A 26,521-nucleotide genomic window follows, 5' to 3' on the forward strand; every position below is an offset into this window, starting at 1 on the left:
CCAGGGACACGTTCGCTCGCGCGACCGACTAGCTGCCCCGCAGCGCGTTGTACGCGGCCCGAAACGTAGAAGTGACGTCTCGTCCGTTCGCGTGTGTCCGCCCCATCGGCAGGCGAGGGCCCTGCGCGTGAGGACTCACGAGCGAGCGCAACTCTGAGTTGTCGAACTCTCGTGCCCACTCGAGCTCGTTCGAGTCGCGGTCGAATCGGATGCACACCGCGACGTCGAAGTCGAGGCTGTGGAACTGGAAGATTCGGTGATCGTCCTTCGGGAGCGTGCGGGTCTTTACCTGGATCAGACGCCTCTGCGCGTCGACCAGGTCGTAGGCCTTTGTTCCGGGCGGCGGCAACGCACGGCCGTACACCGCAAGCGCCAAGCCCTCTCCGACCTCACCATGGATAGCCCCCGACGTTCTGGAGACCCCACGGCGGGCGAACTCGCGTTGGATACGAGCATGAACGTCGAAGAGTTCGGAAAGAGGCAGCTCCTCGAGGTCAGTCACGTTTTCAGACCCTTCCAGAGTCAGCGGAGCCGCGGAGGTAGGCGCCGAGAACGAAGCGAGCGAGACGGATCCAGGCTCGTCGCCCCGCAATCAGGACAAGTGTGATCACGAGCGGGCCGAACCACCAGTGCTGCCCAGCCGCGGTGATTCCGGCGTTCCACAGGATTACCAGCGCATCCCATCGACCCTCGAGAATCCACCCGCGCATGTCGACGAGATCGAAGTCGATGCCAGTCAGGACCATATCGACGTTGTATCAAGCACCGACGACATTGGTCGGAAGGCGTTGCTGGTCATTCGCTGGCGGCCGGTCGGCACCGCAAGCATCGGCAATGCAACGGAACTCAAGCTCGCCGGCGCATGGCAAGAACCGATGAGCGGGCAGCGCCCTTATTGGGAAGCTCATTGAGCTTCGTCACGCTTTGGTACCCGCGTCAGAACCGGACCCGCGCGATCGATAGGCTCGGCGAGGCCGATCAGGTTCGGCACTGAATGGGGGCAGCTGAGAATGACGACGGACACCGAAGTCAAGTACGAGGAGCGGACCGCCCGCGCGATGCGTGGTATGGAGTCCAGAACCATCAAGAAGTGGCAGGACGACGGCTGGGAAGTCGTCTCGCAGACGCAGGGGAAACTGCAGACCGAGATCACTTTCCGTCGCCCAAAGCCGAAGTCCCGGCGTTTACTTTGGATCATTGGTGGTGCAGCGCTTGCACTTATCCTCGGGACCGTCATTACCATCGGTGTCATCGGCGAACGAAACGCGCCCGCCGAGTCCACGGGAGCAGCGACGAGCCCAACCCAAGAGGCGCTTGAGGAGGAGCCGGCACCTGAGCCGACGCAAGCGGAACCCACTCCCACAACCGCGCCAGGGCCGGCCGCCCTGACTCCTGAGGACAGTCCAGAGTTCGCGGCGATCCTCGCCCTCGGGGACTACTGCTCATCTGACATCGCGGCATTCGCCGCGGCGCACAGCGGCGACACGATCGCGTTCCCCGGATACATCGGCGCGATCAACCCGCACAACGGTGCCACTACCCGCTACGACATCCTCATCGGCGCCGGCGACTACAGCGAGACGTCAGCGCCGGGGCCGGCGTTCCAGTTCCGTGACGTGAATACCACGAACGACATGCGCTGGGCTGGTGACGTTCCCGACAGCGTCGGCGTCGGCACGAACCTGGCGGTCACTGCGGAGGTTGACGGGTATGAGGAGAGCAGGTGCCTGTTTCTGATCGAGCCGGTCAGCACAGCAGTCCGCTAGGCCATCCCCGATGCACGCGGCGGCTCCGCCTGCGTGGACTGCCTGGATGCGGATCGACTGGCGGCGCGTGCCCACGTCGCGTGGCTCAAAGTCCGCGGTGAACGGGTCAGCGGGTGCCCCACACAGTGGTTGCCGCCTCGCCTAGTCGGACTGCCCCAAAACGCGTGTAGCGCGCACCGCGAGCCTCGGGGTGCCTCCTAGAGTGGTCGGATGCGCCACCCCATCACCTTCGCCGCATCGATTGTGGCCGCCCTCGCCCTAACCGGATGCGCGACCGGGCAGACGCCCGCGGGTGAACCCGCCCCGGCAGCCGCCACCACGCCCGAGCCGACACCGTCTCGCTCTGGTGTCATCGCGTCGGGAAGCGACGACGAGCAGGCACAGGCGCAGGCCCAGGCATGGCTCGACGACATCTCCCTCCCGCCCGGTACGACTGCCGCCACCTCGACGGTCGCCTCGTTCCTCTCCTCCTACACGGGCTGGCCGTGCGGGCCGGTCTCTGAGCTTGAGGCGTTCTGGCTGGTCCCCGACGCCACTCTCAGCGACACCGCCGACTGGCTCGACCAACACCCCGCCGGCGGTCTCGTCTCTGTGTGGGGAGACGACCGGCCCGACGGCATGGACAGTGACGGGATGAGCCTCGGATACATCCCGGAACCGGGCGCTCAGGAGGGAATCGTATACACCCTCCTAGTCGTTCCGGACGGCGTCGCTGTGCGTGCGGAGATCGCAGCCCAGACAGCTGACGCTTCGTGCCCGGAACTGCCGGATGGAGTCCAATATGGAGCGCCCGGCATGGGATGAGACCGCAGCCGAAGCGGGATTTTGACTCACGGTCTACTCGGGATCGCAATTGCGCGTTCCGGTTCCCCTAATGCTCGGCGCCCGCTGACGGATGGCATATGCGCATCCGCGTGCGTGCGTGACCGCCCCCATCGCGCAGTGCGCGTTGAGGGATCCCTGCCTGGGCGAGTACGGCGGCGAGCCAGATAAGCGCGACGGTTCCGAGCATGAGCAGTGGCGCAGCGGTCATGGGGCCCACGGAACGGTTCGGCGCATGCTGATAAAGCTCAGGCCAGCGCTGCTGGGTCCCGGGCTCCCACCGCATCGGCTGCGCGCGGCGCTGCGGTCCAGCCGCTGCCGGCGCGGTGGACGACCGGTTGCACACAGACTGGCTAGTCAAGTTGCCGACGGAGGGTCGCCCTTCAGTAACGCCCGCTCGAGCAGTTCGGCTGCCCGGTCGGCTCCGCCGAGCGACCGCAACTGTGCTCCGACGCGGGCTGCGGCATCCCGGTAGGACGGGGCTGACAAGAGCGTGTCGAGTCCGGCCGCGACCTGAGCCGAGGTCGGCGTGCCGGTCTTCAGGTCGACGGCTGCTCCGGTCCATGCGACGCGAGAGGCGACCTCGGGTTTGTCGAGGTCGCCTCCCGCGATGACGAGGGGGATGCCGTGGGCGAGCATCGCGAGCGTGCCGCCCCATCCGCCGTTCGTCACGGCGACATCCACCCTTGGAAGAAGCGCGGCATACGGGAGGAATCCTGCGACACGAGTGTTGGAGGGAACGGGAAAGGGCAGCTCGTCGACTCCGGCGACGCCCGTCGCCACCACCACGAGCAGATCGTCCCTGTCGGCCAGGGCCTCGAGCGTGGGCTCGATGAGGTCGGCGGGATCGATGTTCTGAGTCCCTTGTGTGACGTGGACGACCCGGCGGCCGTCGAGTTCGCTCCACCATTCCGGCAGCGACCGCGTCACGGATGGCGGCATCCGAAGCTCACCGACGAAGTGCACGAAGCCGGGTCGGTCCGTGCGCTCGAAGTCCAGCAGCGGCGACCCGCTCGCCACGATGAGCTGCCGCGAGAACGTGACCTGCTCCATCGTCAGCCCACGCGGCCGGAGGCCGATCGCTTCCTCCGCCTTTGCGATGGCCCTCCCCAGCGGTCTGGCGAACAGCGGTGCGGCCGCGCGGAGGGCAGCGTCTCTCGCCTTGGTGATCGGGTTCGTCCCCGGCCGGAGGCCGAGTCCGGATGGCGGCCCCTGAGGTCCGAAGAGGTTGAGCGGAGTCACCGAGATCGTCGCCCATGGGCCGCCGCTCTGCGCGGCATACAGCGCCGCGCCGATCGAGACGTCGTCGCTGGCGAGGACATCCCACGGTTCACGCGCCCATTCGTCGTGCAAATCCTGCACCTGGGCGGCAGCGGTGTGGATGAAGACCTCTTCGACATTGACCAGTACCTGACGGATCCCCTTCCTACCCTGTAGCCGCGGGAACGTGGCGACGAGGTTGTTCTCATCGAAGTCCGGCGCATGACGCCACGGCACCAGCCGGGCGCCCGTCGACTCGACCGCGACTCGGAAGGCGGCACCCGTATAGACCCGTACGTCGTGTCCGCGGGCCATCAGTGCCGTCGCGACGGCGCGGATGGGGTTGACGTGGCCCGTGAACGGCATTGCCGAGATCAAGAAGCGCGCCATGCGACCAAGGATGCCGCGGAGAGTCAGCCTGTGCTACGGCCTGGGCCGCTCACCTCGCCGAACGAGGCGGCCAGGGGACGATCGGCGCCACCGCGCGTCCGTACGTGAGCGGATCGGTGAAGGTGACCGAATGAACGAAAGCCCGCGGAGATCCGCGGGCTTTCGAGGGTCACTGTCTCAACACAGTGCGCGCCCGAAGGGACTCGAACCCCTAACCTTCTGATCCGTAGTCAGATGCTCTATCCATTGAGCTACGGGCGCATGTTGCTCGCTCGCGCGCACAACTCGTCAAGAATACCCCACGCTCTGGCCGGGCGCGAATCGGACCGGGGATGCCGGCATCCCGGGCGTGTTCCCCCGCAGCGGCGTCAGGACTCGAGCTCGCTGACGTCCACGCCGCCCACGCGCGGCGAGGGTGCGGCCGGCGCGACGTCGGGTGTGGCATCCGGGTCCTCGGCGTCGCGATGGCGCTTGTGGGCGGCCAGACGCGGAAGATCCACCAGCCGGATCGATTGCATGCGTGCGGCGCGCATGCGCTCGTAGTCGGGGTCGAGCTCGGGGCGCATTCCCTCCACGCGAAGCCGTCGCTGCAGGTTGGACTCGACGTCGCCCCACGCGGCATCCCGCGACTGCTCGATCAGCGTGCGCACCACGTGAGGATCGTCCGCCATGCGACGCAGCTCCTGCGCCACGCCCGCGTATTGGCGCCCGCGCTTGCGGAGGTTGCGGGTGTCGCGATCGCGATAGTCGTGCGTGCCGTCGGGGTCGGTGAACTTCCCCCACGCCTTCTTGCGCTGACGCTTGACGAGGGCGGCCGCCTCGTCCTGCTCATCGGCCAGCGCGATGAGCGTCTCGCGCGCGAACGGCGTGAAGGCGCTGACTTCGAACGGCTCGTCGTTCGCGATCGTGTCCACGAGGATCCGGTTGCGGATCGCCAGCCGTGCGGCGGCGGACGCGATGGACACCCCTTCGGCGATCGCCTCTGCGGTCTTGCCCATCGCACCTCCCTCGAAAAGGCTAGCGTCCGCGGCGCGTTCACGAGTCGGCGAGAATCGACAAGCCAGGTCGTCGACGTCGACGCCGGCCAGGGAAGGGCAGGACATGGCCAAGAAGCCACCTCTTGAGGTCCGCGGGCGCACCGCCGTGATCACCGGCGCGGCCGCCGGGATGGGCGCGGAGATCGCGCGTCAGCTCGCGGCGCGCGGCGCCCGCATCGCACTGGTCGACCGCAACGCCGAGGGACTTGCCGCGGTGGCCGCGACGCTCGACGGCGACGGGCACACCACCCACGTGGTCGACCTCACCGACGACGACGCGGTGGCGGCGCTGGCCGCCGAGGTCGAGGCATCCCATTCCCATGTCGGAATGCTCATCACGTGTGCGGGCTCATCCATGCTGGGCGACATCGACCAGCTCACCATGGCCGAGATGCGCTGGCTCATGGACGTGAACCTGTGGGGCACCGTCAACATCACCAAGGCCCTGCTGCCGGCGCTGCGGAAGGAGCCCGCCGCCCACATCACCCACCTGGTGTCGATCTACGGCCTGGCGGCGCCCGCGGGCCGCATCCCGTACGCGATGAGCAAGTTCGCGGTGCGCGGTTTCACCGAGGCGCTGCGCCACGAGCTCGAGCGCACGACCGTGACGGTGGGCGCCGTCTACCCCGCCGGCGTGAAGACCGGGATCATCCTCCACGGCCGTTACGCTGCGGCGATCGACCCGGCCGTCGCCCAGCGTGCCGCCGCGGCGCAGGCGGCGATGTACCACACCGACCCCGCCGACGCGGCAGCGCGCATCGTCGAGGCCACCGTCCACCGACGTCCGCGCACGATGGTCGGCCGCGAGGCACGGCTCGTCGACGTGCTCGCCCGCCTCGCACCCACCCGCTACTGGGTGGCGATGCGCCGGCCGCTGCGCGACGCGATCGACACCACGACGCCGGTTCGCCGAGGTCAGCCCCAGTAGCCGGGTAGCAAGGCTCCGGTCACCGCGCAACCCCTCCGGGCGCGCGCGGGCCCCCGGCGTACCGTCGAAAGGGATCCCTCAGGAGAGGAGCAACCGATGGGATTCATGGACGATGCGAAAGAGACCGCCAAGGCGGTCGGCGAGAAGATCAAGGACACGTGGGACGACACGACCGATCGCATCGGCGACAAGGCGGACGAGATGAAGGCCGACGCCGACGTCAGGCGGGCCGAGGCGGAGCGCGACTCGGTGAAAGCGCGCAACGACATCAAGGAAGACCTGCGGGACGACACCTGATCTCGATGCCGGAGGACGACGCCGACCGGGGGGCCGGCGTCGTCCTCCTCTCATGTTCGAGAGGCTCGGGCCGGGCTCAGGCGATCGCCCAGGTGCGCCAGGAGGCGGTGACGGATGCCTCCGGCTCGATGACGATGAGCCCCGCATCGTAGTCGTAGGCCGGCGCGTTGAACGCGTCGGGCGCGCAGGTCATCGGCTCGACGGCGAGGCCGAGACGGCTCTGGGCCGGATCGGGCTTGTCGGCCGTGTGGATCTGCACCCACGGGCACGCGGCATCCCACGACATCGCAACGCCGGTGCCGTCGGGCGCCGTGACGCGCACGGTGGCGAGGCCGTCGTCGTCGCGCGAGAGACCGGTGTACGCGTGATCGATTTCGGCGGTGCCGATCGCACGCGGCGAGCGGAAGTCGAAGCGCTGGGGGTCCTCGGCGTCGACCGCCTCCAGCTTCGTGGGGATGAGGCGATCCGGAGTCACCGCGAGCACCTGGCCCGCGGGCAGCTCGAGCGTCCAGCCGTCGCCCTTGCCCTCCCCCGCCACGAGGTAGGGGTGCGGGCCGGTGCCCCACGGCGCCGGCTCGTCGCTCTCGTTGCGGGCCGTGACGGACTGGGTGAGCCCGTCGGGTCCGAGGGAGAATGTCGTCGTCACGACGAGCCGCCACGGGTACGGGGTCTGCGGCTGGATCACGGCGGCGAGCGTCACGTGGTCCGGTCCCTTGTCGATCGCCTCGAAGTCGAGCCACGTCGCCAGACCGTGCAGGGCGTGCGAGCGGGCGGGCTCGGTGAGCGGCAGCTGGAAGTCGCGTCCGCCGAAGGAGTAGGTGCCGTCGACGACGCGGTTCGGCCACGGCGCGAGGGTCGCGCCGCGGTGCGCGGGGCGCACCTCGTCGGCCTCGAACGGCACCACGAGGTCGCGGCCCTGGTACGTGAGAGAGCGGAGCGTGGCTCCGACGCTCGCGATGACGGCCTCGTAGTCGCCGGCCCGCAGGGCGTGCTGTACTCCGGATGCAGGGGGTCGTGCCATGGGTTTCGAATCCTCTTCAGATGCGGAAAGTGCGCCGCAGTTCAGGCTAGCGGTCGCTCGGTTTGTGCGGACAACACGCCGTTTCGAGCTTCGTCATTGCGGCGCGTCCTTCGCACAAACCGAAGTGGGAGGAGGGTGGGGCGACCGCGGGACGGGGTTAGAGACCCTGCGCGAGGCGGTAGTAGGCCTGGTTCCAGCGCAGCTCGCGCTGGAAGCCGCGGACCGTCGTGTCCTCGTCGATGACGACGAGCTCCGTGCCGGCGATCTCGGCGAAGTCGCGGAACACCTCGATGCCGACGGCCGTCGTCATCACGGTGTGGTGCGCGGCGCCGGCAGCGAGCCAGCAGGCCGCGCTCGTGGCGAAGTCGGGCTGCGGCTTCCACACGGCGCGCCCCACCGGAAGCTTGGGCAGGTCGGGGGCCTCGACGTTCTCGACGACGTTCGCGACGAGCCGGAAGCGGTCGCGCATGTCGCTCATGGCGACCACCAGCGCCGGTCCGGGGTCTGCCGTGAAGACGAGGCGCACCGGGTCGTCCTTGCCGCCGATGCCGAGCGGGTGGACCTCCAGGCGCGGCTTCGCGGTGGTCAGCGACGGGGAGACCTCCAGCATGTGCGCCCCGAGGATCTTCTCGTCGCCGGCGACCAGGTCGTACGTGTAGTCCTCCATGAGGCTCGCACCACCGGGGAGCCCCGCTCCCATCACGTTCGCGATGCGCACCAGGATCGCGGTCTTCCAGTCCCCCTCGGCGCCGAACCCGTACCCCTCGGCCATCAGACGCTGCACCGCGAGGCCGGGGAGCTGCTTCAGCGCGCCGAGGTCCTCGAACGACGTCGTGAAGGCGCCGAAGCCGCCCTCCTCCAGGAACGAGCGGAGGCCCAGCTCGATGGCGGCGCCGTCGCGCAGCGACTGATGCCGCTCGGCACCCGGACGCAGCTCGGCGGCCACGTCGTACGAATCCAGGTACTCGGCGACCAGGGCATCGATGTCGGCGTCGGTGGCGGCATCCACCGCCTCCACCAGCTCGTTCACGCCCCACGTGTTCACCTGCACGCCGAACCGCAGCTCGGCCTCGGTCTTGTCGCCCTCGGTGACCGCGACGTACCGCATGTTGTCACCGAAGCGGGCGAGCTTGAGGGAACGGGATGCCGCCCACCCGGCCGCTGCGCGCTGCCAGTCCTCGACCTGCCGGCGGACGGCCGGGTTCGAGACGTGCCCGACGACGGTCTTTCGGGCGACGCCGAGCCGCGTCTGGATGTATCCGAACTCGCGGTCGCCGTGGGCGGCCTGGTTGAGGTTCATGAAGTCGAAGTCGATGTCGGACCACGGCAGCTCGACGTTCGCCTGGGTGTGCAGGTGCAGCAGCGGCTTCTGCAGGGCGTCCAGGCCCGCGATCCACATCTTGGCCGGGCTGAAGGTGTGCATCCAGGCGATCACGCCGATGACCTCGTCGCGCGCGTTCGCGTCGAGGGCGAGGCGGCGGATCGCGTCGGAGTCCTTGAGCACCGGCTTCCAGACGACCTTGACGGGAAGCCCGTCGAGGCCGGCGGCGACCGCCTGCGACTGCTCGGCGACCTGGCGGAGCGTCTCCTCGCCGTAGAGGGTCTGGCTTCCGGTGACGAACCAGATCTCGTAGCCGTCGAGGGAGGTGGACAGGGGTGTGCGGGTCATCGGGGGTCCTTCGTTCGTCGGGGAAGAGGCATCCGTGTCCCGATTTCCTTCACTTCGGGCCGCCGGAGCGACCGAAAGTGGGACACGAAGGCGAGAAAGCGGGACATGCTCGTGTGAGAGAGGGTCAGAGAGCGGAGACGGCGGCGGCTTCGACGGCCAGGCCGGCGCGATACCGGTCGAGGTACGCGGCGAAGCCGGCGGCGTCGGCAGGGTCGGGGTCGACGGTGGCGATCTCGGCACCGGCGAAGACGTGCTCGTCGAGATAGGCGGCGAGTGAGATCCCGGATGCCGCGGCACCGGCCGCCTCGCCGCTGACGGCCCGGTCGTACGCGGCGAGCACGGAGATGCCCCACGCGCCGCCTTCCGATGCGGTGTCGCCGACCGAGACCGGGGCACCCAACGCGCCGGCGAGGAACCGCTGAGCGACGCCCGCGGTGCGGAACATGCCCCCATGGGCGAACATCCGATCCAGCCGCACGCCCTCCTCATCCAGCACGCGCATGCCCAGGGCGAGCGTCCCGAAGACACCGTAGAGCTGCGCGCGCATGGCGTTCGCGAGCGTGAGCCGGCTGTCGGGAGTGCGCACGAAGAGCGGGCGCCCTTCGGTCAACCCGGCGATCGGTTCGCCGGCGAGGTGGTTGTAGGCGAGCAGGCCGCCGCCGTCGGCATCCCCGTCGAGAGCCTCCCGGAAGAGCGTCTCGTACACCGCGTCGTCGCTGAGCGGAGCGCCCGCCGCCGCGGCGAACCGGGCGAACATCCCCGCCCACGCGGCGAGCTCGCTGGCGCCGTTGTTGCAGTGCACCATGGCGACGGGGTCGCCGGAGGGCGTCGTGACGAGGTCGAGCTCGTGGTGCACCTGCGCGAGCGGGCCCTCGAGCACGACCATCGCGAAGATGCTGGTGCCCGCGCTGACGTTGCCGGTGCGCGGCGCCACCGCGCCCGTGGCCACCATGCCGGTGCCCGCGTCGCCTTCGGGCGCGCAGAATCGGATGCCGGCGCGCAGGGTTCCCGAGGGATCCAGCAGAGCTGCGCCGTCCTCGGTGAGGGTGCCGGCGGGTCGTCCGGCGGCGAGCACGCGCGGCAGGAGGTCCGCGACGTGCGCCACGGGCAGGCGTCCCGCTGCGAGCGTGTCGTAGGTGGAGAGGAGACCGGCGTCGTAGTCGACGGTCTCCGAATCGATCGGGAACATGCCCGAGGCATCGCCCACGCCGAGGACCTTCTCGCCCGTCAGCCTCCAGTGGACATACCCGGCGAGGGTCGTGACGAACCGGATGTCGGGAACGTGCGCCTCGCCGTCGAGCACCACCTGGTGCAGGTGCGCGATCGACCACCGCAGCGGGATGTTCACGCCGAACGCCTCGGTGAGCTCGGCGGCCGCGGCGCCCGTGTTGGTGTTGCGCCACGTGCGGAACGGTGCGAGCAGCTCGCCGGACTCGTCGAACGCGAGATAGCCGTGCATCATGGCCGACACCCCGATCGCGCCGAACGACTCCGGAACGACGTCGTATCGCCGCTGCACGTCGGCGACGAGGTCGGCATAGGCCGCCTGCAGTCCCGCCCACACCTCGTCGAGGGAGTAGGTCCACAGGCCGTTCTCGTACTTGTTCTCCCACGCGTGCGAGCCGATGGCGAGCACGGTCGCCGGGTCGTCGGCGTCCACGAGGCACGCCTTGATGCGCGTCGAGCCGAGCTCGATGCCCAGAGCGGTTCGTTGTTCGCGGATCGCTTCGGCGCTCACCGGCTTCCTCCCCCCGCCGCGTCGTCGCGGCGTTCGTCCGAGGACTGACCGTAGACGTTCTGGTAGCGGTCGTACAGCCGGTCGATGGCGTCCTGCGGGATCGGGATGAGGGGGCCAGCCTCTCGCGCGTAGTGCACGGTGCGGGCGACATCCTCGACCATGACCGCGGCCTTGACGGCATCCTTCGCCGACACCCCGATCGTGAACGGGCCGTGGTTCTGCATCAGCACCGCTCGCGAGCGGTGCCCGCGCAGGGTCTCGACGATGCCGCGCCCGATGGAGTCGTCGCCGATGATGGCGAACGGCCCGACGGGGATCGGCCCGCCGAACTCGTCGGCCATCGCCGTGATGACGCAGGGGATCTCTTCGCCGCGCGCCGCCCAGGCGACGGCGAACGTCGAGTGGGTGTGCACGACTCCCCCGACGTCGGGCATGTGCCGGTACACGTAGGCGTGCGCGGCGGTGTCGCTCGACGGGCTGCGCTCGCTCCCAGGGGTGCCGGGGATGACGTTGCCGTCGAGGTCACACAGGATCATGTTCTCGGGCGCCAGGTCGTCGTACGAGACGCCCGAGGGCTTGATGACGAAGAAGTCGGTCCCGGGCACCCGGCCCGACACATTGCCGCCGGTCCACACCACGAGTCCGTACCGCACGAGCTCGCCGTGGAGCTTCGCCACGTCGGCACGGACCGCGGCGATGGATGCCTCGACCTCAGGAGTGAACGTCGGCGCGGCGGCATCCGCTTCGGGGCTGGTCACGGGGTCCTCCGTCGGGTCTCGTGTCGTCGCGGCTGATCGCGCGAGCCGTGGAACCCGATGTTACCGGTAACATCACGCGTTGCCAACCTCCGGGCGCGCGACCGACGCCCCTCGCATCCGTTCGGGTGTCACGACACGCGGTATCGCGCCGAGCGTAGCGGCGTGTCGTGACACCTGAGCCGAGCGCGCGAGCCGGCAGGCCGGCGCGGCGCGCGGCGCGAGCCGGCAGGCCCGGAGCGCGCGAGCCCGCGGGCCCGCGGGAGGCCCGCGGGAGGCCCGCGGCGCGAGCAGGTCAGCGGGGCGTCGCGGTGGATGCTCGCACCACGAGCCGGGGCGGGGCGGCCTCAGCGGCGGGGCCGCCCAGCACCTCCGCCACGGCGCGGCGCGCCTCGCCGCGCAGGTCCAAGCCGACCGTGGTGAGAGCGGGACGGTAGTACGCGGCATCCGGGTTGTCGTCGAAGCCGACGACACTGACGTCGTTCGGCACGTCGAGGCCCCGCTCGCGCAGACCGGCGATGAGGCCGAGCGCCATCTGGTCGTTGGCGGCGGCGACCGCAGTGGGCCCGCCGGGCGCCTGCACGTGGGCGGCGATGTCCGCAGCCAGGGCCGCCCCGGATGCCGCGGTCCAGTCCCCCGACCACAGCGGTCCGTCGGCGATCCCGGCCTCGCGCAGCGCGCGTGCCATGCCGGCTTCCCGCGAGCGCGCCTCGAGCCACTCCGGAGGACCGGCCACCCTGCCGATGCGACGGTGGCCGAGGTCGACGAGGTGCGAGATCGCGAGGGCCGCGCCCTGCTCCTGCCGGACCGCGCCGGGTCCGGTGTGCAGCGCGGTGATCGGCGTGCCGGGGTTCGCCTCGGTCAACGCCGACAGGGTCGCGGCATGCGGAGCCAGCACGATGAGCCCGTCCACGCCCTGGGCGAGCAACCGGTCGGCGGCCTCGCGGACGGATGCCTCGGCCGAGGCGTCCGCGTAGGCGGCAGCGATCCACCGCCCGGCGTCGCGGATCGCCGCCTCGAGCGCTGCGATGCCGACGGCAGGTCCGTACAGGGTCGCGTCCGAGGCGATGACCCCGAGGGTCCGTGTGGTGCGGGTGCCGAGCGTGCGCGCGGCGTTGTTGACCCGGTAGCCCAGCGAGGTGATCGCGCGGAGCACGCGATCGCGTGTCTCGGGGCGGATGTTCGGGTGGTCGTTCAGGACGCGGGAGACGGTCTGGGTCGACACGCCGGCGGCCCGCGCGACGTCGCGCACGCCGACACGCCGCCCCTCCTCGGGCGCTCGTCTCGTCTCGTCCATGGCGCACACCCTATCCATCACCTCCGGCCCCGGAGTGCGACGCCGACCCGTCCGGCGATCCGCGCGCACCCCTCCCACCCAAGCGGGGAAGGAGTTCTACGCCACGAATGTGATCCCTCACCTCCGCGCGGAAGGGCCGTGGCATGGCCGCATCCGGACGCCCCTGAACCCGGGGCGTTACGCAACTGTTACCGCTCACATCTTGCGCGCGCTCTGAATGTGAGGGCTAACATTCCCAGCAACGGGTCGCGCTGCTGCGGTCCGCTGGGAACGAGCCGGCCGCGATGCCGGACCAGAACGAGGAGGTTTTGGAATGAGGAAGAAGACGCTTCTGGCCGGGCTCGCGCTGCTGGCCGGGCTGGGGCTCGCCACGACGGGGTGCGCCGGATCGAACGGAGCCGGCGCGGCAGGCGATGGCAGCGGCGGCGACGATGTCATCACGGTCGGTTTCGCGCAGACCGGCTCGGAGTCGGGGTGGCGCTCGGCGAACACCGAGTCGATGAAGGAGGCGTTCTCCGCCGAGAACGGATACGACCTCATCTTCAACGCCGCCGACAACGACACTGCCGCGCAGATCGCCGCCGTGCGTGACTTCATCAACCAGGGCGTGGACGCGATCGTCATCGCCCCCATCGTGGAGGACGGCTGGGACGACGTGCTCCAGGAGGCGGCGGATGCCGGCATCCCGGTGATCCTCGAGGACCGCACCGTGTCGGCCTCCGACGACCTCTACGCGAGCTGGGTGGGCCTGGACTTCAAGAAGGAGGGCGTGATGGCCGGCGAGTGGGCGGCCGAGACCTTCGGCGACACCCCCACGAAGATGGTCGTGCTCGAGGGCACCACCGGTTCGGCTCCGGCGAACGACCGTGCGGCCGGCTTCGATGAGGCCGTGGAAGGCACGGCGATCGAGAAGATCGACTCCCAGACCGGCGACTTCACGCGCGACGGCGGCAAGACGGTGATGGAGGGCTTCCTCCAGAAGTACGGAGTCGACGGGATCGACCTGGTCTACGCGCACAACGACGACATGGCGCTGGGTGCCATCGAGGCGATCGAGGCGGCCGGGGCCGAGCCAGGTGTCGACATCCAGATCGTGTCGATCGATGCCGTCAAGGACGGGATGCAGGCCCTCGTGGACGGCAAGATCAACTTCATCGTCGAGTGCAACCCGCTTCTGGGCGAGCTCACCTCCGGGCTGGTGCGCGATGTGCTCGCCGGCAAGGACGTCGAGAAGAAGGTCTACGTGGAGGACCAGTCGTTCACTCAGGAGCAGGCGGCCGAGGTCATCGACAGCCGTCCCTACTGATCCGGATCGATCCGTACCAAGGTAGGTCGCAGGCGCCGCCGCCGGGAGCCCCCGGCGGCGGTGCCGACGAAACCCGAAAGGCAGCTGACTTCATGCCCGCCGTGCCCGCCCCCTCCCCGGTCGTCGAGATGACCGGCATCACGATCCGTTTCCCCGGCGTACTGGCGCTGGACGGCGTCGACTTCTCTCTGCGCCCGGGCGAGGTGCACTCGCTCATGGGAGAGAACGGCGCCGGCAAGTCCACCCTCATCAAGGCACTCACCGGCGTCTACCCGGTCGACGACGGCCAGATCGTCGTCTCGGGCCGTCCTCGGCGGTTCAGCACGACCGCCGATGCGCAATCAGCCGGCATCTCCACCGTCTACCAAGAGGTGAACCTGTGCGGGAACCTGTCGGTCGGCGAGAACGTCATGCTCGGCCACGAGCCACGGACGGCCGCCGGCATCGACTGGAACGCCGTCCACCGCCTCGCCGGTGAGCACCTCGGCAGTCTCGGGCTGACCATCGACACCCGTTCGACGCTGTCCAGCCACTCGATCGCCATTCAGCAGCTGATCGCGATCGGACGGGCGATGGTGCTCGATGCGAAGGTCCTGATCCTCGACGAGCCCACCTCCAGCCTCGACCGCGGAGAAGTCGAGCGCCTCTTCGCGGTCATACGCGACCTGCGCGACAAAGGCGTCGCGATCCTCTTCGTGAGCCATTTCCTCGATCAGATCTATGAGATCTCCGACCGCGTCACCGTGCTGCGCAACGGCCGGCTGGTGGGCGAGTACCTGTTGAGCGATCTCCCCCGCGGCGAGCTCGTGACGAAGATGATCGGCCGCGAGCTCGACGAGCTGAGCGCGCTCGCCACGGTCGCCGACCGGCCGATCGACCGGACCGGGACACCCGTGCTGCAGGCACAGGGGGTCGGCAGGCGTGGTGTGCTCGAGCCTGTCGACGTCCAGGTGTACGAGGGAGAGGTCGTCGGTGTCGCCGGGCTGCTCGGCTCCGGCCGCACAGAGCTCGTCCGCCTGCTCTACGGCGCCGACCGGGCGGAGTCCGGTGACATCCAGGTGAGCGGTCGTCCGGCCAAGCACTCCTCGCCGCGACGGGCGATCGAGAACCGGATCGCGTTCTCGTCGGAGAACCGCCGCTCCGAAGGCATCGTCGCCGACCTCAGCGTCGCCGAGAACATCGTCCTCGGCATCCAGGCCCGTCGCGGCGCGATGCGTCCGATCCCGAAGGGCGAGAAGGACGCGATCGTCGCCGAGTACATCGCCGCTCTGGGCGTGCGCCCCGCCGACCCCGGCATGCCGGCCGGCAACCTGTCCGGCGGCAATCAGCAGAAGGTGCTTCTCGCCCGTTGGCTGGCGACCGCGCCCGAGCTGCTCATCCTCGACGAGCCCACCCGCGGCATCGACGTCGGCGCCAAGGCCGACATCCAGCGCAAGGTCGCCGAGCTCAGCGCGCGCGGCCTGTCGGTCATCTTCATCTCGTCCGAGTTGGAGGAGGTTGTCCGCATCGCGCAGCGGATCGTCGTGATGCGCGATCGACGGAAGGTCGGCGAGGTGGATTCGAGCGCGATCGACTTCGATGGGCTCATCGACTACATCGCCAACCAGCCGGAAGAGAGCGTCGCATGAAGAACGTCGTCAGGCATCGGCTGTTCTGGCCGGTCGTCGCGCTACTGGCGCTCATCGCGATCAACACCATCGCCCGCCCGCAGTTCATCGTGGTCACCGTGCGCAACGGCGAACTGTACGGCGCGCTCATCGACATCCTCCGCAACAGCGCGCCGCTGATGCTCGTGGCGCTGGGCATGACGATCGTCATCGCCACCCGCGGCATCGACCTGTCGGTGGGCGCCATCATGGCGGTCTCGGGAGCCGTCGCCCTGACGATCATCGACGGCTCGCCCGATCCCGGGAACCTGGGTACCGTGCTGACCGCCCTCGCGGTCGCGCTCGCCGTGTCGCTGGTGCTCGGCGCCTGGAACGGATTCCTCGTGGCCGTGGTGGGCATCCAGCCGATCATCGCGACGTTGGTGCTGATGCTCGCCGGGCGCGGAGTGGCCCTCCTGATCACCGAGGGGTTCATCACCACCGTCAACAGCGAGCCCTACGAGTTCATCGCCACCGGCTACCTGGTGGCGCTGCCGTTCGCCTTCCTCATCTGGGTGGTGGCGGTGGCCGTGATCGCTCTGTTCGAGCGCCGCACGGCCCTGGGCATGCTCACCGAGGCCGTCGGCATCAACCCCGAGGCGAGCCGGCTCGCGGGAGTCCGTGCCCGCGGAATCGTCTTCGGCGCATACCTGGCCAGCGGGCTGCTGGCGGGCATCGCCGGCATCATCTACAGCTCGAACATCCGCGCTGCGGATGCGAACGCGGCCGGGCTCTTCATCGAGCTGTACGCGATCCTCGCGGTCGTCCTCGGCGGGACGTCGCTCATGGGAGGAAAGTTCACCATCGCAGGAACCGTCGTGGGCGTGCTCACGATCCAGACCCTGGAGGCCACCATCCTGTTCCTCGGTGTGCCGTCGGCACAGAGCCCCGTCTTCTTCGCGATCGTCGTGATCGTCGTCGTCCTGGTGCAGTCGCCCCGTCTGCACCGCTGGGCACGCAGCGCGCTACGGTCCGCTCGCACCCGGAATCGATCGGATGCCGAGACCCGCGTGGGGGTGACGTCATGACCACCAGCCTCTCGACGGTCGCTCGGCCGGCGGCCAAGACCACCAGCCGCTATGCGACGTTCCTGAGCCGCCACGCCGCACTCATGCCCACCTTCGCCGCGGTGGCGATCCTCGTGGTGCTGCTCATCGGAGCGCAGGCCCGGTTCCCGCGGTTCCTCACGCCGGGGAACATCTCGGCCCTGCTGCTGGACAACGCCTACCTCGTCGTCCTCGCGGTCGGCCTCACCTTCGTGATCCTCACCGGGGGCATCGACCTGTCCGTCGGTTCGGTCATGGCGTTCACCGGGATCCTCGGCGCGAGCCTGCTCTCCCAGGGCGTGCCCGCCGTCGTGGCCATCCCGGTGATGCTCGTCGCCGGGGCGGCGATCGGCCTGCTGATCGGCATCCTCGTGCAGTACTTCGCGGTCCAACCGTTCATCGCGTCGCTGGCAGGCCTGTTCCTGGCGCGCGGGCTCGCCTTCGTCGTGAGCCTGTCGTCCATTCGCGTCGAGGACCCCGTCGTGCTCTGGCTGCAGCGCACGCGGTTCAGCGTCGCCGGCTGGTACATCACGCCGACCGGCATCATCGCGCTCCTTTCGGTGGCGATCGCCTTCGTGGTGCTGCTGTGGACCCGGTTCGGCCGCACCGTCTATGCCGTCGGCGGCAACGAGCAGTCCGCACGCCTGATGGGCCTGAGCGTGGCACGCACGAAGATCGCCGTATACGTCATCAGCGGCCTGTGCGGGGGCCTGGCAGGACTCCTGCTGACCGCCTACTCCGGGGCGGGCTATCCACGCAACGGCATCGGCACCGAGCTGGACGCCATCGCGGCCGTCGTGATCGGCGGCACGCTGCTCACCGGCGGCACCGGGTACGTGCTCGGCTCGCTCGTCGGCGTGCTCGTGTACGGCACCATCAAGAAGATCATCTCCTTCATGGGAGCCGAGCAGGCCTGGACGCAGATCATCGTCGGAGCGCTCCTGCTGCTGTTCATCGTCGTGCAGCGCGTGATCGTGGCGCGCTCCCAGCGGCGCAGATAGGACGGCGACACCACGTCCGCACGCACCGGTCGCGCCCCGGTCCATCGGGATAATGGCCTGATGGACCAGGCGCGGCCGCTGCTGCAGCTGTCCGGGGCGACGGTGCGCTTCGGAGCGGATGCCGCCATCGACGACGTCGATTTCCGCCTGTTCCCCGGCGAGGTCCATTCGCTCATGGGCGAGAACGGCGCCGGCAAGTCGACGCTGATCCGGGCGATCACCGGCGCACTCCCGCTGGACGCGGGGGTGCTGACGCTCGGTGGTGAGGTGATGCGCTTCAGCTCCCCGCACGACGCACAGCGTGCCGGGATCAGCACGGTCTACCAGGAGATCGATCTCCTGCCCAACGTCTCCGTCGCCGAGAACATCGCGCTCGGGCGCGAACCCCGGCGTGCCGGGGCGATCGATTGGCGGCGCATGCGCCTGCAGGCGCAGGAGGTGCTCGCCGACCTCGGACTCGACATCGACCCGGCGTCCCGCCTGGGCACGCATTCGCTGGCCGTGCAGCAGCTGGTGGCGATCGCCCGCGCGATCTCGACGGACGTACGGGTGCTGGTGCTCGACGAGCCGACGTCGAGCCTGGATCTGGACGAGGTGGCCGAGCTGTTCCGCGTCGTGCGCGACCTCAAGCAGCGGGGCGTCGCGATCCTCTTCGTCTCGCACTTCCTGGACCAGGTGTACGAGCTGTGCGATCGGGTCACGGTGCTGCGCGACGGAAAGCTGATCGGCGAGTACCTCATCCGTGAGCTTCTGCGCATCGAGCTGGTGCAGGCGATGCTCGGACGCAGCGCGGCAGCACTCACCGCGTCCCCGCGCGGGGAGGATGCGGTGGACGAGGGTCGCCCGGCGCTCACGGCGCGCGGCGTCACCGCGGGATCGGGCATCCGCGACGCGGACGTCGACCTGCGCGAGGGTGAGGTGCTCGGCGTGGCGGGCCTGCTCGGGTCCGGGCGCACCGAGCTCGCCCGCGCCGTCACGGGGATCGATCGCCTCGACAGCGGAGTCATCCGGATCGAGGGGTCGAGCCGGACGCCCGCCAGTCCGCGTTCGGCGATCTCGCTCGGGGTGGTGTATTCGTCCGAGAATCGCCGGAGCGAGGGCATCATCAGCGAGCTCAGCGTGCTGGAGAACATCACCCTCGCGCTGCAGGCTGATCGCGGCATCCTCCGTCGCATCCCCCCGGCGCGACAGCGCGAGCTCGCCGCGAGCTGGGTCGAGGCCCTCGGCATCCGTCCCCCCGACCTCGACCGCCCCGCCGGCACTCTATCGGGCGGCAACCAGCAGAAGGTGCTGCTCGCCCGGCTGCTCGCCCTTTCGCCGCGGGTGCTCGTCCTGGATGAGCCCACGCGCGGAATCGACGTGGGGGCGAAGGTCGAGATCCAGAACCTCGTCGGCGAGATGGCCGCGAACGGGCTGTCGGTGATGTTCATCTCCGCCGAACTCGAGGAGGTGCTGCGGGTCGGCCACCGGGTGGCGATCCTCCGCGACGGCCGCATCGTCCAGACCCTCCCCTCCGACTCGCTCACGGTGGACTCGCTCCTCGCGCTGGTCGCCCGACCCGAGGAGCTCGATGAGTGAGCCTCGTGTGACCGCCGAGGACGGGTCGACGCGCGCCGCGAACATCTTCGACGTCGCCCGCCTGGCGGGAGTCTCGCACCAGACGGTGTCGAGGGTGATCAACGATCTGCCCAACGTCCGCCCCGCCACCAGGGCACGCGTCGAGCAGGCCATCGCACAGCTGAGGTACAGTCCCTCGCCTGCCGCCCGTGCTCTCGTCACCCGTCGCACGCGCACGATCGGCCTGGTGACGCCGGGCGTCCCGGACTTCGGTCCGACCTCGATCGCGACCCATTTCAACTTCGCCGCACGCGCGGCGCGCTACAGCGTCGACACCGTGAGCGCCGTGGACCCCGACCCGGCCGGGATCAAGGCGGTGGTCGAGGGGCTCCTGCGCCAGCGGGTGGATGCGATCGTGCTCATCGTCGTCGACATCGGCGTGCTCGAGGTCGTGCGGGGGCTGGACCTCGGCATCCCGCTCGTCGCCGCGACGTCGGCCGCCCGGAGAAGCCCGCACATCGTGTCGATCGATCAGTACCGCGGTGCGCGGTCGGCGGTGCGTCACCTCGCCGAACTCGGCCACACCAGGATCCTGCACCTGGCCGGGCCGACGCGCGCTCCCGATGCGCTGGAACGGATCCGCGGCTGGCGCGACGAGCTGGCAGAGCGCCGGCTCGAGATCGTGGAGCCGCAGCACGGCGACTGGTCGGCCGCCAGCGGCCACCGGGTCGGCCTCGAGCTCGACATCGACGCGGGTCAGGCCGTCTTCGTCGGGAACGACCACATGGCGATCGGCGTGATGTCGGCGCTGCGCGAGCGCGGCCTGCGCGTGCCCGAGGACGTCAGCGTGGTCGGCTTCGACGACGTACCCGAGGCGGGGTACCTCTACCCGCCGCTCACCACCGTGCGCCAGGACTTCGGCACCCTCGGCGAGCTCATCATGCAGAAAGTGCTGATCGCCGTCGAGGAGCCCGACAGCATCACCGAGGACACGCCGCTTCCCACGCACCTGATCGTCCGGCAGTCCACGCGCGCCGTCGGCTCCTGACGCCGAGCGGACCGGGGCCCGGGTCCGGGGGGATCGCGTTCGTGGCAGGGTTGTGTCATGCGCATCGCCCTCACCGGTTCCTCCGGAAAGCTCGGTTCCGTCGTCGCCCGCGAACTGCGCGCGAACGGCTACGAGGTCATCGGCCTCGACGTGGTCGGCACGCGGGGTCCCGACTTCGTCCAGGTGGATCTCACCGACTACGGCCAGGTCGTCGACGCCCTCGCCGCGGTCAACGACCGTCACGACGGATTCGACGCGGTCGTGCACCTCGGCGCGATCCCGGCGCCCGGCATCCGCTCCGATGTCGCCACCTTCCACAACAACATGACGGCGACCTTCAACGTGTTCTGGGCGGCGGCGCGGCTCGGCATCCGTCGCATCGTCTACGCGTCCAGCGAGACGGTGCTCGGCCTGCCCTTCGACGTGCCCCCGCCGTACATCCCGGTCGACGAGGAGTACCCGCCGCGCCCCGAGTCGGTGTATTCGCTCGTGAAGACCCTCGAGGAGCGGATGGCCGTCGAGCTCGTGCGCTGGCACCCCGACCTGTCGATCACCGCGTTCCGCTTCTCGAACGTCATGGTCCCCGAGGACTACGAGGCCTTCCCGTCGTACGACCACGACGCGACCGCCCGCAAGTGGAACCTGTGGGGCTACATCGACGCGCGCGACGGCGCCCAGGCGGTGCAGCGCGCCCTGGAGGTGGCGCCCATCGGCTTCGAGACGTACATCATCGCCGCCGCCGACACCGTGATGTCGCGGCCCAACGCCGAGCTCGTGGCCGAGGTCTTCCCCGGCGTGCAGACGCGTGAGTTCGGCGAGCACGACACCCTGCTTTCCATCGACAAGGCCCGCCGCATCCTCGGCTACGAGCCGCGGCACTCGTGGCGGGACCACGTGGAGGCCGGGTGAGCGAAGACCCGCGCGAGAAGGCCGAGCGCTACCGCTCCGAGAAGTGGCAGCGTGAGCAGGGCCTCGCGCCCGAGGGCGAGAACGAGGATGCCGCGGCCGGCGCGAATCCGACGCAGGCGCGCGCGTACTCGGCCGCGGACCGCGCGGCAGTGGTCGAGACCGCGATCCAGCAGGCGATCCGCCGGGGAGAGTTCGACGACCTGCCCGGTGCCGGCAAGCCCATCCCCGGGCTCGGCGAGAGTCACGACCCGGACTGGTGGATCCGCCGCAAGATCGAGACCGAGCAGCTGACCGGCCTGGGGCCTCCGGCGCTCACGCTGCGCGTCGAGAGCGCAGAGCTCGAGCAGCGGCTGGACGAGCTGCCCCGCGAGGAGGACGTGCGCGACGCCGTGGAGGACTTCAACCGCCGCGTGATCGAGGCGCGCCGGCAGCTCCTGGGCGGCCCGCCCGTGGTCACCCCCACACGCGACGTCGAGGCCGAGGTCCTGGCGTGGCGCGCACGACGCGACGATCGGCTCGCCGCGACGCGCGCGCAGGATGAGTCGGATGCCGCCTCCCGCCGCCGTCCGTGGTGGCGCCGGCGTGGACGCCGCTGACCTCTCACGGGTTTGGGGCGCGTTCCGCGCGTTCGGGGCGTGCGGCGTGCGCCCCGCACGCACACGACGCGCCCCAAACGGGAGTGCGCTCTGACTCAGCCGTTCGGGTTCGTCGCCTTGCCGTCGAGCCACAGCATGTTCGACGGGTCGGAGTGCGTGGTATCGGTTCCGACGTGCTTGTCGCTGATCTGCGGACCCTTCGTGATCACGTGCACGATCGCCATCGCGTGTCCGCGCCCCAGCCCGTAGTCGGCGGCCAACCACTGGACGATCGGCGTCGCCTTGGTGTGCTCGTCGAAGCCCTTCTCGTGCGCCTTCTCGATGAGCTGGCGCGGGGTGAGCCCGGTCTTGGCCTCGATGTTGTCGAGGTATGCCTGGAACGACATATCCGTCCTCTCAGTGGCTGGTGGGGATGTCGAGCACTCCTGGAGCATCCTGCCACTCCTGGATGATGCGGTCCGACGCGTGGATGCACAGGATGCGAAGGCCGCCGGTGCCGCAGTTCTTGAACCCGTGCCAGGCGCCGGCCGGAGCGGTGGCCGTGTCACCGGCCACGGCGTGGAGCACGACGTCGTCGATCGTGATGCGGGCCTCACCCTCGAGGAGCACCCACGTCTCGGGATACGGATGGCGGTGGATGTCGGGGCCTTGGCCGGGCTCGTTGTCGACGAAGAAGTAGGACACGCCCGCGCCGTGCTCGGCGCCGATGAAGCGACGGGTGCGGCCGCTGCCGATGACCAGCTCGGCCGCGGGGACGATGGTGGCGGTGTTCATGATCACAGCCTTTCGCCGCGGCATCCGTCCCCCTACAGTTTCGATGTGGATCGAAAGTACGTCGACTTCCGGCTCGCCCCCGACGATCTCACCGCCATCCGCTTCGGCGTCTCGCCCGGGCACGAACTGTGCCATGCCGTGCGGGCTCTTCAGCGGCCCGACCTCTTTCCCCTGCAGTGGGGATGGATGCGTTCGGCCAGGGGCTCGATCCCCCGCGCGGACTTCGACGTGCTTGCGCTGCTCATCCGGGAGGACGGCTACTTCCCCGACTTCCTCACCACGACGCCGACGTGGGAGCTGACGCCCGAGGCAGAGGGCGAGAGGCTGCGCGACATCGACGACGCCCGATTCCAGGTGGACATGACCAAAGTGCTCGTGCGGACGGAGGGACAGGCGCGGCGGACGGCGGTGCAGCGGATGCTCGATCACCCCGACCGTGCGCGAGCGATGATCGCCGACGCCTGGCTGGGCGTATGGAACGCCGCGATCGCACCGGTGTGGACGCAGCTCGAACGCCTGCTGCGCGCGGACATCGCGGTGCGATCGCGGCGCATCGCCGAGAGCGGCATCGGCGCAATGATCCAGACATTGCACGAACGCGTCGCGTGGGAGGACGGCGCGGTCCGCGTGACGATGCGCATCTGGAGCGAGGTCGTCGACTGCCGAGGCAGCGGACTCGTGCTCGTGCCGTCGGTGATGGGCTCCACCGGCTGCAACGTCCTCACCGAGCCGCCGGCGCAGCCGACGCTCTTCTACCCCGCCCAAGGCGTGACGGCGTCGTGGGCTCGCGACCCGGCCAATGTCATGACCGCCCTCGGCGCGCTCCTCGGGCCGGCGCGGGCGCGCATCCTCCTCGAGGCGCACGAACCGCGCACCACCTCACAGGTGGCACGAGACACCGAGCTGGCGATCTCGACCGCGTCTCACCACCTGACCGTGCTCCGTGACGCCGGGCTGGTCGCGAGCACGCGCGAGGGGACCCGGATGCTGCACCGCCGAACGCCGCTCGGAGAGGCGATGGTCGGCGCGGTCCTCTGACCCGCACCCGCCCGCTGCACAAGTGCACGGGGTCGCCGCGAGTGCACGAGATCGCGGCGAGTGCACGAGGTAGCTGCGCGCAAGACCCGTGCATTCGTCAACAAGCCGTGCGGTCGCCGAGCCGCGGACCGGCGCACCCGCGAGCTCGCGGCCAGGGGCCGCACAGGTGACGTCGGGTATGCTGGGGCCGCCCATTTCGATGTGCATCTACCTGTCAGCGGCTCCGGCTGCCGACAAGGCGGCACCATTCGCCGCCGACCCCCGGCGGACGGCCTGGAGAGAAGATGCACACAACCGCCGTCGACACCGACACCGCTGCGCGCCGCACGACGCCGCGGCCGAGTCTCATCCGCGAGGCCGGGTACGGCTACTTCCCCATCGCGCTGATCGCCCGCCTGCCGTTCGCGATGATGGTCGTCGGCATCCTCACCCTCGTCGTCTCGGCGCGCGGCTCGCTCGCGCTCGGCGGTGCCACCAGCGCCATGACGGGGCTGGGAACGGCTCTGATCGGCCCTCTCCTCGGCGCGGCTGCCGACCGCCTCGGCCAGCGTCGCGTGCTGCTGTTCGCCGGCACGATCAACAGCCTGCTCCTGGTCGCCATGGCCTGGCTCGCGTTCGCCGCGGTACCGGATGCCGCGCTCTTGGCCGTCGCGTTCTTCATCGGAGCGTCGATGCCCCAGGTGGCCCCGCTCTCGCGCACGCGCCTGGTCGGCATCATCGGCCGGACATACCCGGAGGACCGCCAAACGCGCGTGGTCAACGGCGCGATGGCGTACGAGTCCGCGGCGGACGAGATCGTCTTCGTGTTCGGACCGGTGATCGTGGGACTCCTCGCCACCACCATGAGCCCCGCCGCACCGGTGATCGGAGCCGCCGTCCTCGCACTCGTGTTCGTGACCGCCTTCGCCCTGCATCCGACGGCGAGCGCGGCAGCGGCATCCGATCGATCGACTCGGCCCGATCAGGCGCCGGCACGGCAGCTGCTTCGGTCCGGGGTGCTCGCCCCCACGCTCGGCGCGCTCGGCATGGGCTTGTTCTTCGGCGCCATGCTGACCTCCCTCACGGCGTTCATGGCCGAGCGCGGGGTTCCGGAGCAGGCCGGGCTCGTGTACGGGGCGATGGGCATCGGCTCGGCCGCGCTGGCGCTGGGCGTCGCGCTGTTCCCCGCCCGGTTCAGCCTCGCCGCACGGTGGCTCACCTTCGCGGCGATCCTCACCGCGGGCGCCGTCGCCCTGCCGTTCGTCGACAGCGTCGGCGCCATCGCGGTCTGCCTCCTCGTGATCGGGGTCGGCATCGGCCCGACCCTCGTCACGCAGTACAGCCTCGCGGCGGGCTTCTCCCCGCATGGGCGGTCCGCCACCGTCATGACCATGCTGGGCTCGGCGGTCGTGGTCGGCCAGTCGGGAGCTTCTGCGCTCACCGGGATCGTCGGCGAGACCGCGGGCGCGGGCGCCGCTCTCGTCGCACCGCTGCTCGCAGCCGCGGTCGTGCTGGCGGCCGGCATCTGGAACGCGATCGCGTCGCGCACACCGGGTCGCGCGCCGGTCTAGGTGACGGTCCCGGCCAGCAGCCGGCGCACCTCGGCCATGGCCTCCTCCGACTGCTCGAGCAGCTCGCGCACGCGCGCTGCGGTGTCATCCGCCGCGGGTGCCCCCGTGCCGACGTCGCCCGCGGGCGAACCGTCGACGGCCGAGCCGGGCGTGGCTGCGTCATGAACGGCCGAGCCGTTTGAGGCGGAATCGTGAGCGGCCGGCCCCGGTCCGGCTTCGGACGCCGCAGCCCCGGCCCCGACAGCACCTGCCACTCCCCCGGCGGCGACGCCTTTCGCCGTGGCGTCGGCGACGTGCCGACGGCGCCGCCGCGCGGCTGGTGGGTCGTCTGTCGACGGGCCCTCACCCACGGGCGCGGCATCCGTCGTCGCCTCACCCCGCTCGCCCTTCCTCGGGCCGAGGAAGAGGTTGGCGAGATACCCGGTGAAGGTGCCGAAGATGCCCACCCCCACCACGATGATGAGGGTCCCGATCAAGCGCCCGGCGTTGGTCACCGGATAGCGATCACCGTAGCCGACGGTCGAGATCGTCACGATCGTGTACCAGAGGGCGTCGGAGGCTGTCGTGATGTTGGCGCCGTCCGCGTGCTCCTCGACAGCGAGCATCGCGAGGCTGCCGAACTGCAGCACGAGCACACCGAACAGCAGCAGGGTCATGAGCGCGCTGTTGGCCCGGTCGTGCACCAGGGTGGTCACGATCGCGCGCGGGCCGACTTCGCGCAGCAGCCGGAAGACGCGCAGAACGCGGAAGACGCGCAGCACCTTCAGCTGGGCGAACGGGAGACTGGCCAGCAGGTCGGCCCACCCGAAACCGCGGAAGAAGTAGCCGGCCGCCGATTCCGCCGTGAAGAGGCGATACAGGAAGTCGGCCAGGAAGATGCCGCTGAACAAGCCGTTCATGACCGACAGGATCAGCTGGAGCGGCGGATCCGACGCGAACACGTACATCAGCACGAGATTGAAGATCGACAGGATCGACAGGATGCCGATGAAGATCTCGTACGCGGTGTTCTTCAGCTCCGAACGGGCCCTCGCCCGCGCGCGCATTCTGGCCATGGCCGGCTCCTCCGA

At 69.9% G+C, this 26,521-nt stretch carries 26 protein-coding genes and 1 tRNA gene; 15 read left to right on the forward strand and 12 right to left on the reverse strand.

Annotated elements, in window-relative coordinates; genetic code table 11:
- Nucleotides 1-28 precede the first annotated feature (28 nt).
- Nucleotides 29-502: a hypothetical protein gene (locus tag C9992_RS07510; RefSeq protein ID WP_106814962.1), complete on the reverse strand. Its 474-nt coding sequence runs from the start codon at nucleotides 500-502 to the stop codon at nucleotides 29-31.
- Nucleotides 503-629: 127 nt separating this feature from the next.
- On the opposite strand from C9992_RS07510, the gene C9992_RS17945 reads away from it, so the two are divergent.
- The 3 genes from C9992_RS17945 (at nucleotide 630) to C9992_RS07525 (ending at nucleotide 2,570) form a co-directional block, all read left to right on the forward strand.
- Nucleotides 630-911 carry a hypothetical protein gene (locus tag C9992_RS17945; RefSeq protein ID WP_146145309.1) on the forward strand — a complete coding sequence of 94 codons (282 nt, stop codon included), beginning with the start codon at nucleotides 630-632 and terminating at the stop codon, nucleotides 909-911.
- 99 nt (nucleotides 912-1,010) lie between these two features.
- The gene (locus C9992_RS07520; protein WP_106814964.1) at nucleotides 1,011-1,766 is read left to right on the forward strand and encodes a DUF4839 domain-containing protein; all 756 of its coding nucleotides are present in this window, start codon (nucleotides 1,011-1,013) and stop codon (nucleotides 1,764-1,766) included.
- Nucleotides 1,767-1,976: 210 nt separating this feature from the next.
- Complete coding sequence (locus C9992_RS07525) at nucleotides 1,977-2,570, forward strand: hypothetical protein (RefSeq protein ID WP_106814965.1); 594 nt, start codon at nucleotides 1,977-1,979, stop codon at nucleotides 2,568-2,570.
- Between the two features lie 375 nt (nucleotides 2,571-2,945).
- Here the strand turns inward: C9992_RS07525 and C9992_RS07530 are convergent, their stop codons facing one another.
- The 3 genes from C9992_RS07530 to C9992_RS07540 all read right to left on the reverse strand — a co-directional run bounded on the left by C9992_RS07530 (nucleotide 2,946) and on the right by C9992_RS07540 (nucleotide 5,236).
- Nucleotides 2,946-4,238, reverse strand: coding sequence for a glycosyltransferase (locus C9992_RS07530; RefSeq protein WP_106814966.1), 1,293 nt, complete (start codon nucleotides 4,236-4,238; stop codon nucleotides 2,946-2,948).
- 188 nt (nucleotides 4,239-4,426) lie between these two features.
- Nucleotides 4,427-4,499 (reverse strand) — tRNA-Arg (locus tag C9992_RS07535).
- 107 nt (nucleotides 4,500-4,606) lie between these two features.
- Entirely contained in the window at nucleotides 4,607-5,236 is a 630-nt protein-coding gene (locus tag C9992_RS07540) for an asparagine synthase (RefSeq protein ID WP_106814967.1), read from the reverse strand.
- Nucleotides 5,237-5,339: 103 nt separating this feature from the next.
- Here C9992_RS07540 and C9992_RS07545 point away from each other — a divergent pair, with 103 nt between their 5' ends.
- Together C9992_RS07545 and C9992_RS07550 are read left to right on the forward strand one after the other, a co-directional pair.
- On the forward strand, nucleotides 5,340-6,203 hold the full coding sequence (locus C9992_RS07545) for an SDR family NAD(P)-dependent oxidoreductase (RefSeq protein WP_106814968.1): 864 nt from the start codon (nucleotides 5,340-5,342) through the stop codon (nucleotides 6,201-6,203).
- A 96-nt stretch (nucleotides 6,204-6,299) separates the two neighbouring features.
- On the forward strand, nucleotides 6,300-6,500 hold the full coding sequence (locus tag C9992_RS07550; RefSeq protein WP_106814969.1) for a hypothetical protein: 201 nt from the start codon (nucleotides 6,300-6,302) through the stop codon (nucleotides 6,498-6,500).
- A 76-nt stretch (nucleotides 6,501-6,576) separates the two neighbouring features.
- On the opposite strand, the gene C9992_RS07555 is transcribed toward C9992_RS07550, so the two are convergent.
- From C9992_RS07555 to C9992_RS07575, 5 genes are all read right to left on the reverse strand, one after another.
- The gene (locus tag C9992_RS07555; protein ID WP_106814970.1) at nucleotides 6,577-7,521 is read right to left on the reverse strand and encodes an aldose 1-epimerase family protein; all 945 of its coding nucleotides are present in this window, start codon (nucleotides 7,519-7,521) and stop codon (nucleotides 6,577-6,579) included.
- Nucleotides 7,522-7,678: 157 nt separating this feature from the next.
- Nucleotides 7,679-9,190: an L-arabinose isomerase gene (araA, locus tag C9992_RS07560; RefSeq protein ID WP_106814971.1), complete on the reverse strand. Its 1,512-nt coding sequence runs from the start codon at nucleotides 9,188-9,190 to the stop codon at nucleotides 7,679-7,681.
- A 124-nt stretch (nucleotides 9,191-9,314) separates the two neighbouring features.
- Nucleotides 9,315-10,928, reverse strand: a complete 1,614-nt coding sequence (locus C9992_RS07565; protein WP_106814972.1) for a xylulokinase — start codon at nucleotides 10,926-10,928, stop codon at nucleotides 9,315-9,317.
- The gene (locus C9992_RS07570) at nucleotides 10,925-11,686 is read right to left on the reverse strand and encodes an L-ribulose-5-phosphate 4-epimerase (RefSeq protein WP_106814973.1); all 762 of its coding nucleotides are present in this window, start codon (nucleotides 11,684-11,686) and stop codon (nucleotides 10,925-10,927) included. Before C9992_RS07570 ends, C9992_RS07565 begins: the two co-directional genes overlap by 4 nt.
- 292 nt (nucleotides 11,687-11,978) lie before the next feature.
- A complete protein-coding gene (locus C9992_RS07575; RefSeq protein ID WP_106814974.1) occupies nucleotides 11,979-12,980 on the reverse strand; it encodes a LacI family DNA-binding transcriptional regulator in 1,002 nt (333 codons plus the stop codon).
- Between the two features lie 313 nt (nucleotides 12,981-13,293).
- Here C9992_RS07575 and C9992_RS07580 point away from each other — a divergent pair, with 313 nt between their 5' ends.
- The 8 genes from C9992_RS07580 to C9992_RS07615 all read left to right on the forward strand — a co-directional run bounded on the left by C9992_RS07580 (nucleotide 13,294) and on the right by C9992_RS07615 (nucleotide 22,089).
- Nucleotides 13,294-14,286, forward strand: a complete 993-nt coding sequence (locus C9992_RS07580; protein ID WP_106814975.1) for an ABC transporter substrate-binding protein — start codon at nucleotides 13,294-13,296, stop codon at nucleotides 14,284-14,286.
- A 92-nt stretch (nucleotides 14,287-14,378) separates the two neighbouring features.
- Entirely contained in the window at nucleotides 14,379-15,914 is a 1,536-nt protein-coding gene (locus tag C9992_RS07585; protein WP_106814976.1) for a sugar ABC transporter ATP-binding protein, read from the forward strand.
- Nucleotides 15,911-16,960, forward strand: a complete 1,050-nt coding sequence (locus C9992_RS07590) for an ABC transporter permease (protein WP_106814977.1) — start codon at nucleotides 15,911-15,913, stop codon at nucleotides 16,958-16,960. Before C9992_RS07585 ends, C9992_RS07590 begins: the two co-directional genes overlap by 4 nt.
- The gene (locus C9992_RS07595) at nucleotides 16,957-17,979 is read left to right on the forward strand and encodes an ABC transporter permease subunit (RefSeq protein ID WP_106814978.1); all 1,023 of its coding nucleotides are present in this window, start codon (nucleotides 16,957-16,959) and stop codon (nucleotides 17,977-17,979) included. Before C9992_RS07590 ends, C9992_RS07595 begins: the two co-directional genes overlap by 4 nt.
- Nucleotides 17,980-18,039: 60 nt before the next feature.
- Nucleotides 18,040-19,557, forward strand: coding sequence for a sugar ABC transporter ATP-binding protein (locus C9992_RS07600; protein ID WP_106814979.1), 1,518 nt, complete (start codon nucleotides 18,040-18,042; stop codon nucleotides 19,555-19,557).
- The gene (locus tag C9992_RS07605; protein WP_106814980.1) at nucleotides 19,550-20,584 is read left to right on the forward strand and encodes a LacI family DNA-binding transcriptional regulator; all 1,035 of its coding nucleotides are present in this window, start codon (nucleotides 19,550-19,552) and stop codon (nucleotides 20,582-20,584) included. The genes C9992_RS07600 and C9992_RS07605 overlap by 8 nt, the downstream gene beginning before the upstream one ends.
- 57 nt (nucleotides 20,585-20,641) lie before the next feature.
- On the forward strand, nucleotides 20,642-21,493 hold the full coding sequence (locus C9992_RS07610; RefSeq protein ID WP_106814981.1) for an NAD-dependent epimerase/dehydratase family protein: 852 nt from the start codon (nucleotides 20,642-20,644) through the stop codon (nucleotides 21,491-21,493).
- On the forward strand, nucleotides 21,490-22,089 hold the full coding sequence (locus C9992_RS07615) for a DnaJ family domain-containing protein (protein WP_106814982.1): 600 nt from the start codon (nucleotides 21,490-21,492) through the stop codon (nucleotides 22,087-22,089). Before C9992_RS07610 ends, C9992_RS07615 begins: the two co-directional genes overlap by 4 nt.
- A 95-nt stretch (nucleotides 22,090-22,184) precedes the next feature.
- On the opposite strand, the gene C9992_RS07620 is transcribed toward C9992_RS07615, so the two are convergent.
- Together C9992_RS07620 and C9992_RS07625 are read right to left on the reverse strand one after the other, a co-directional pair.
- On the reverse strand, nucleotides 22,185-22,475 hold the full coding sequence (locus C9992_RS07620; protein ID WP_106814983.1) for a DUF4287 domain-containing protein: 291 nt from the start codon (nucleotides 22,473-22,475) through the stop codon (nucleotides 22,185-22,187).
- A gap of 10 nt (nucleotides 22,476-22,485) precedes the next feature.
- Entirely contained in the window at nucleotides 22,486-22,863 is a 378-nt protein-coding gene (locus C9992_RS07625; protein WP_106814984.1) for a cupin domain-containing protein, read from the reverse strand.
- 45 nt (nucleotides 22,864-22,908) lie between these two features.
- Here C9992_RS07625 and C9992_RS07630 point away from each other — a divergent pair, with 45 nt between their 5' ends.
- Both C9992_RS07630 and C9992_RS07635 read left to right on the forward strand, forming a co-directional pair.
- Nucleotides 22,909-23,901 carry an ArsR/SmtB family transcription factor gene (locus C9992_RS07630; protein ID WP_106814985.1) on the forward strand — a complete coding sequence of 331 codons (993 nt, stop codon included), beginning with the start codon at nucleotides 22,909-22,911 and terminating at the stop codon, nucleotides 23,899-23,901.
- A gap of 284 nt (nucleotides 23,902-24,185) precedes the next feature.
- On the forward strand, nucleotides 24,186-25,451 hold the full coding sequence (locus C9992_RS07635; RefSeq protein WP_106814986.1) for an MFS transporter: 1,266 nt from the start codon (nucleotides 24,186-24,188) through the stop codon (nucleotides 25,449-25,451).
- Here C9992_RS07635 and C9992_RS07640 read toward each other — a convergent pair.
- Nucleotides 25,448-26,506, reverse strand: a complete 1,059-nt coding sequence (locus C9992_RS07640) for an ion transporter (protein ID WP_235008105.1) — start codon at nucleotides 26,504-26,506, stop codon at nucleotides 25,448-25,450. The two genes, C9992_RS07635 and C9992_RS07640, sit on opposite strands and share 4 nt — an antisense overlap.
- Nucleotides 26,507-26,521 lie beyond the last annotated feature (15 nt).

This window comes from Microbacterium timonense (genome assembly GCF_900292075.1).
GTDB lineage: Bacteria > Actinomycetota > Actinomycetes > Actinomycetales > Microbacteriaceae > Microbacterium > Microbacterium timonense.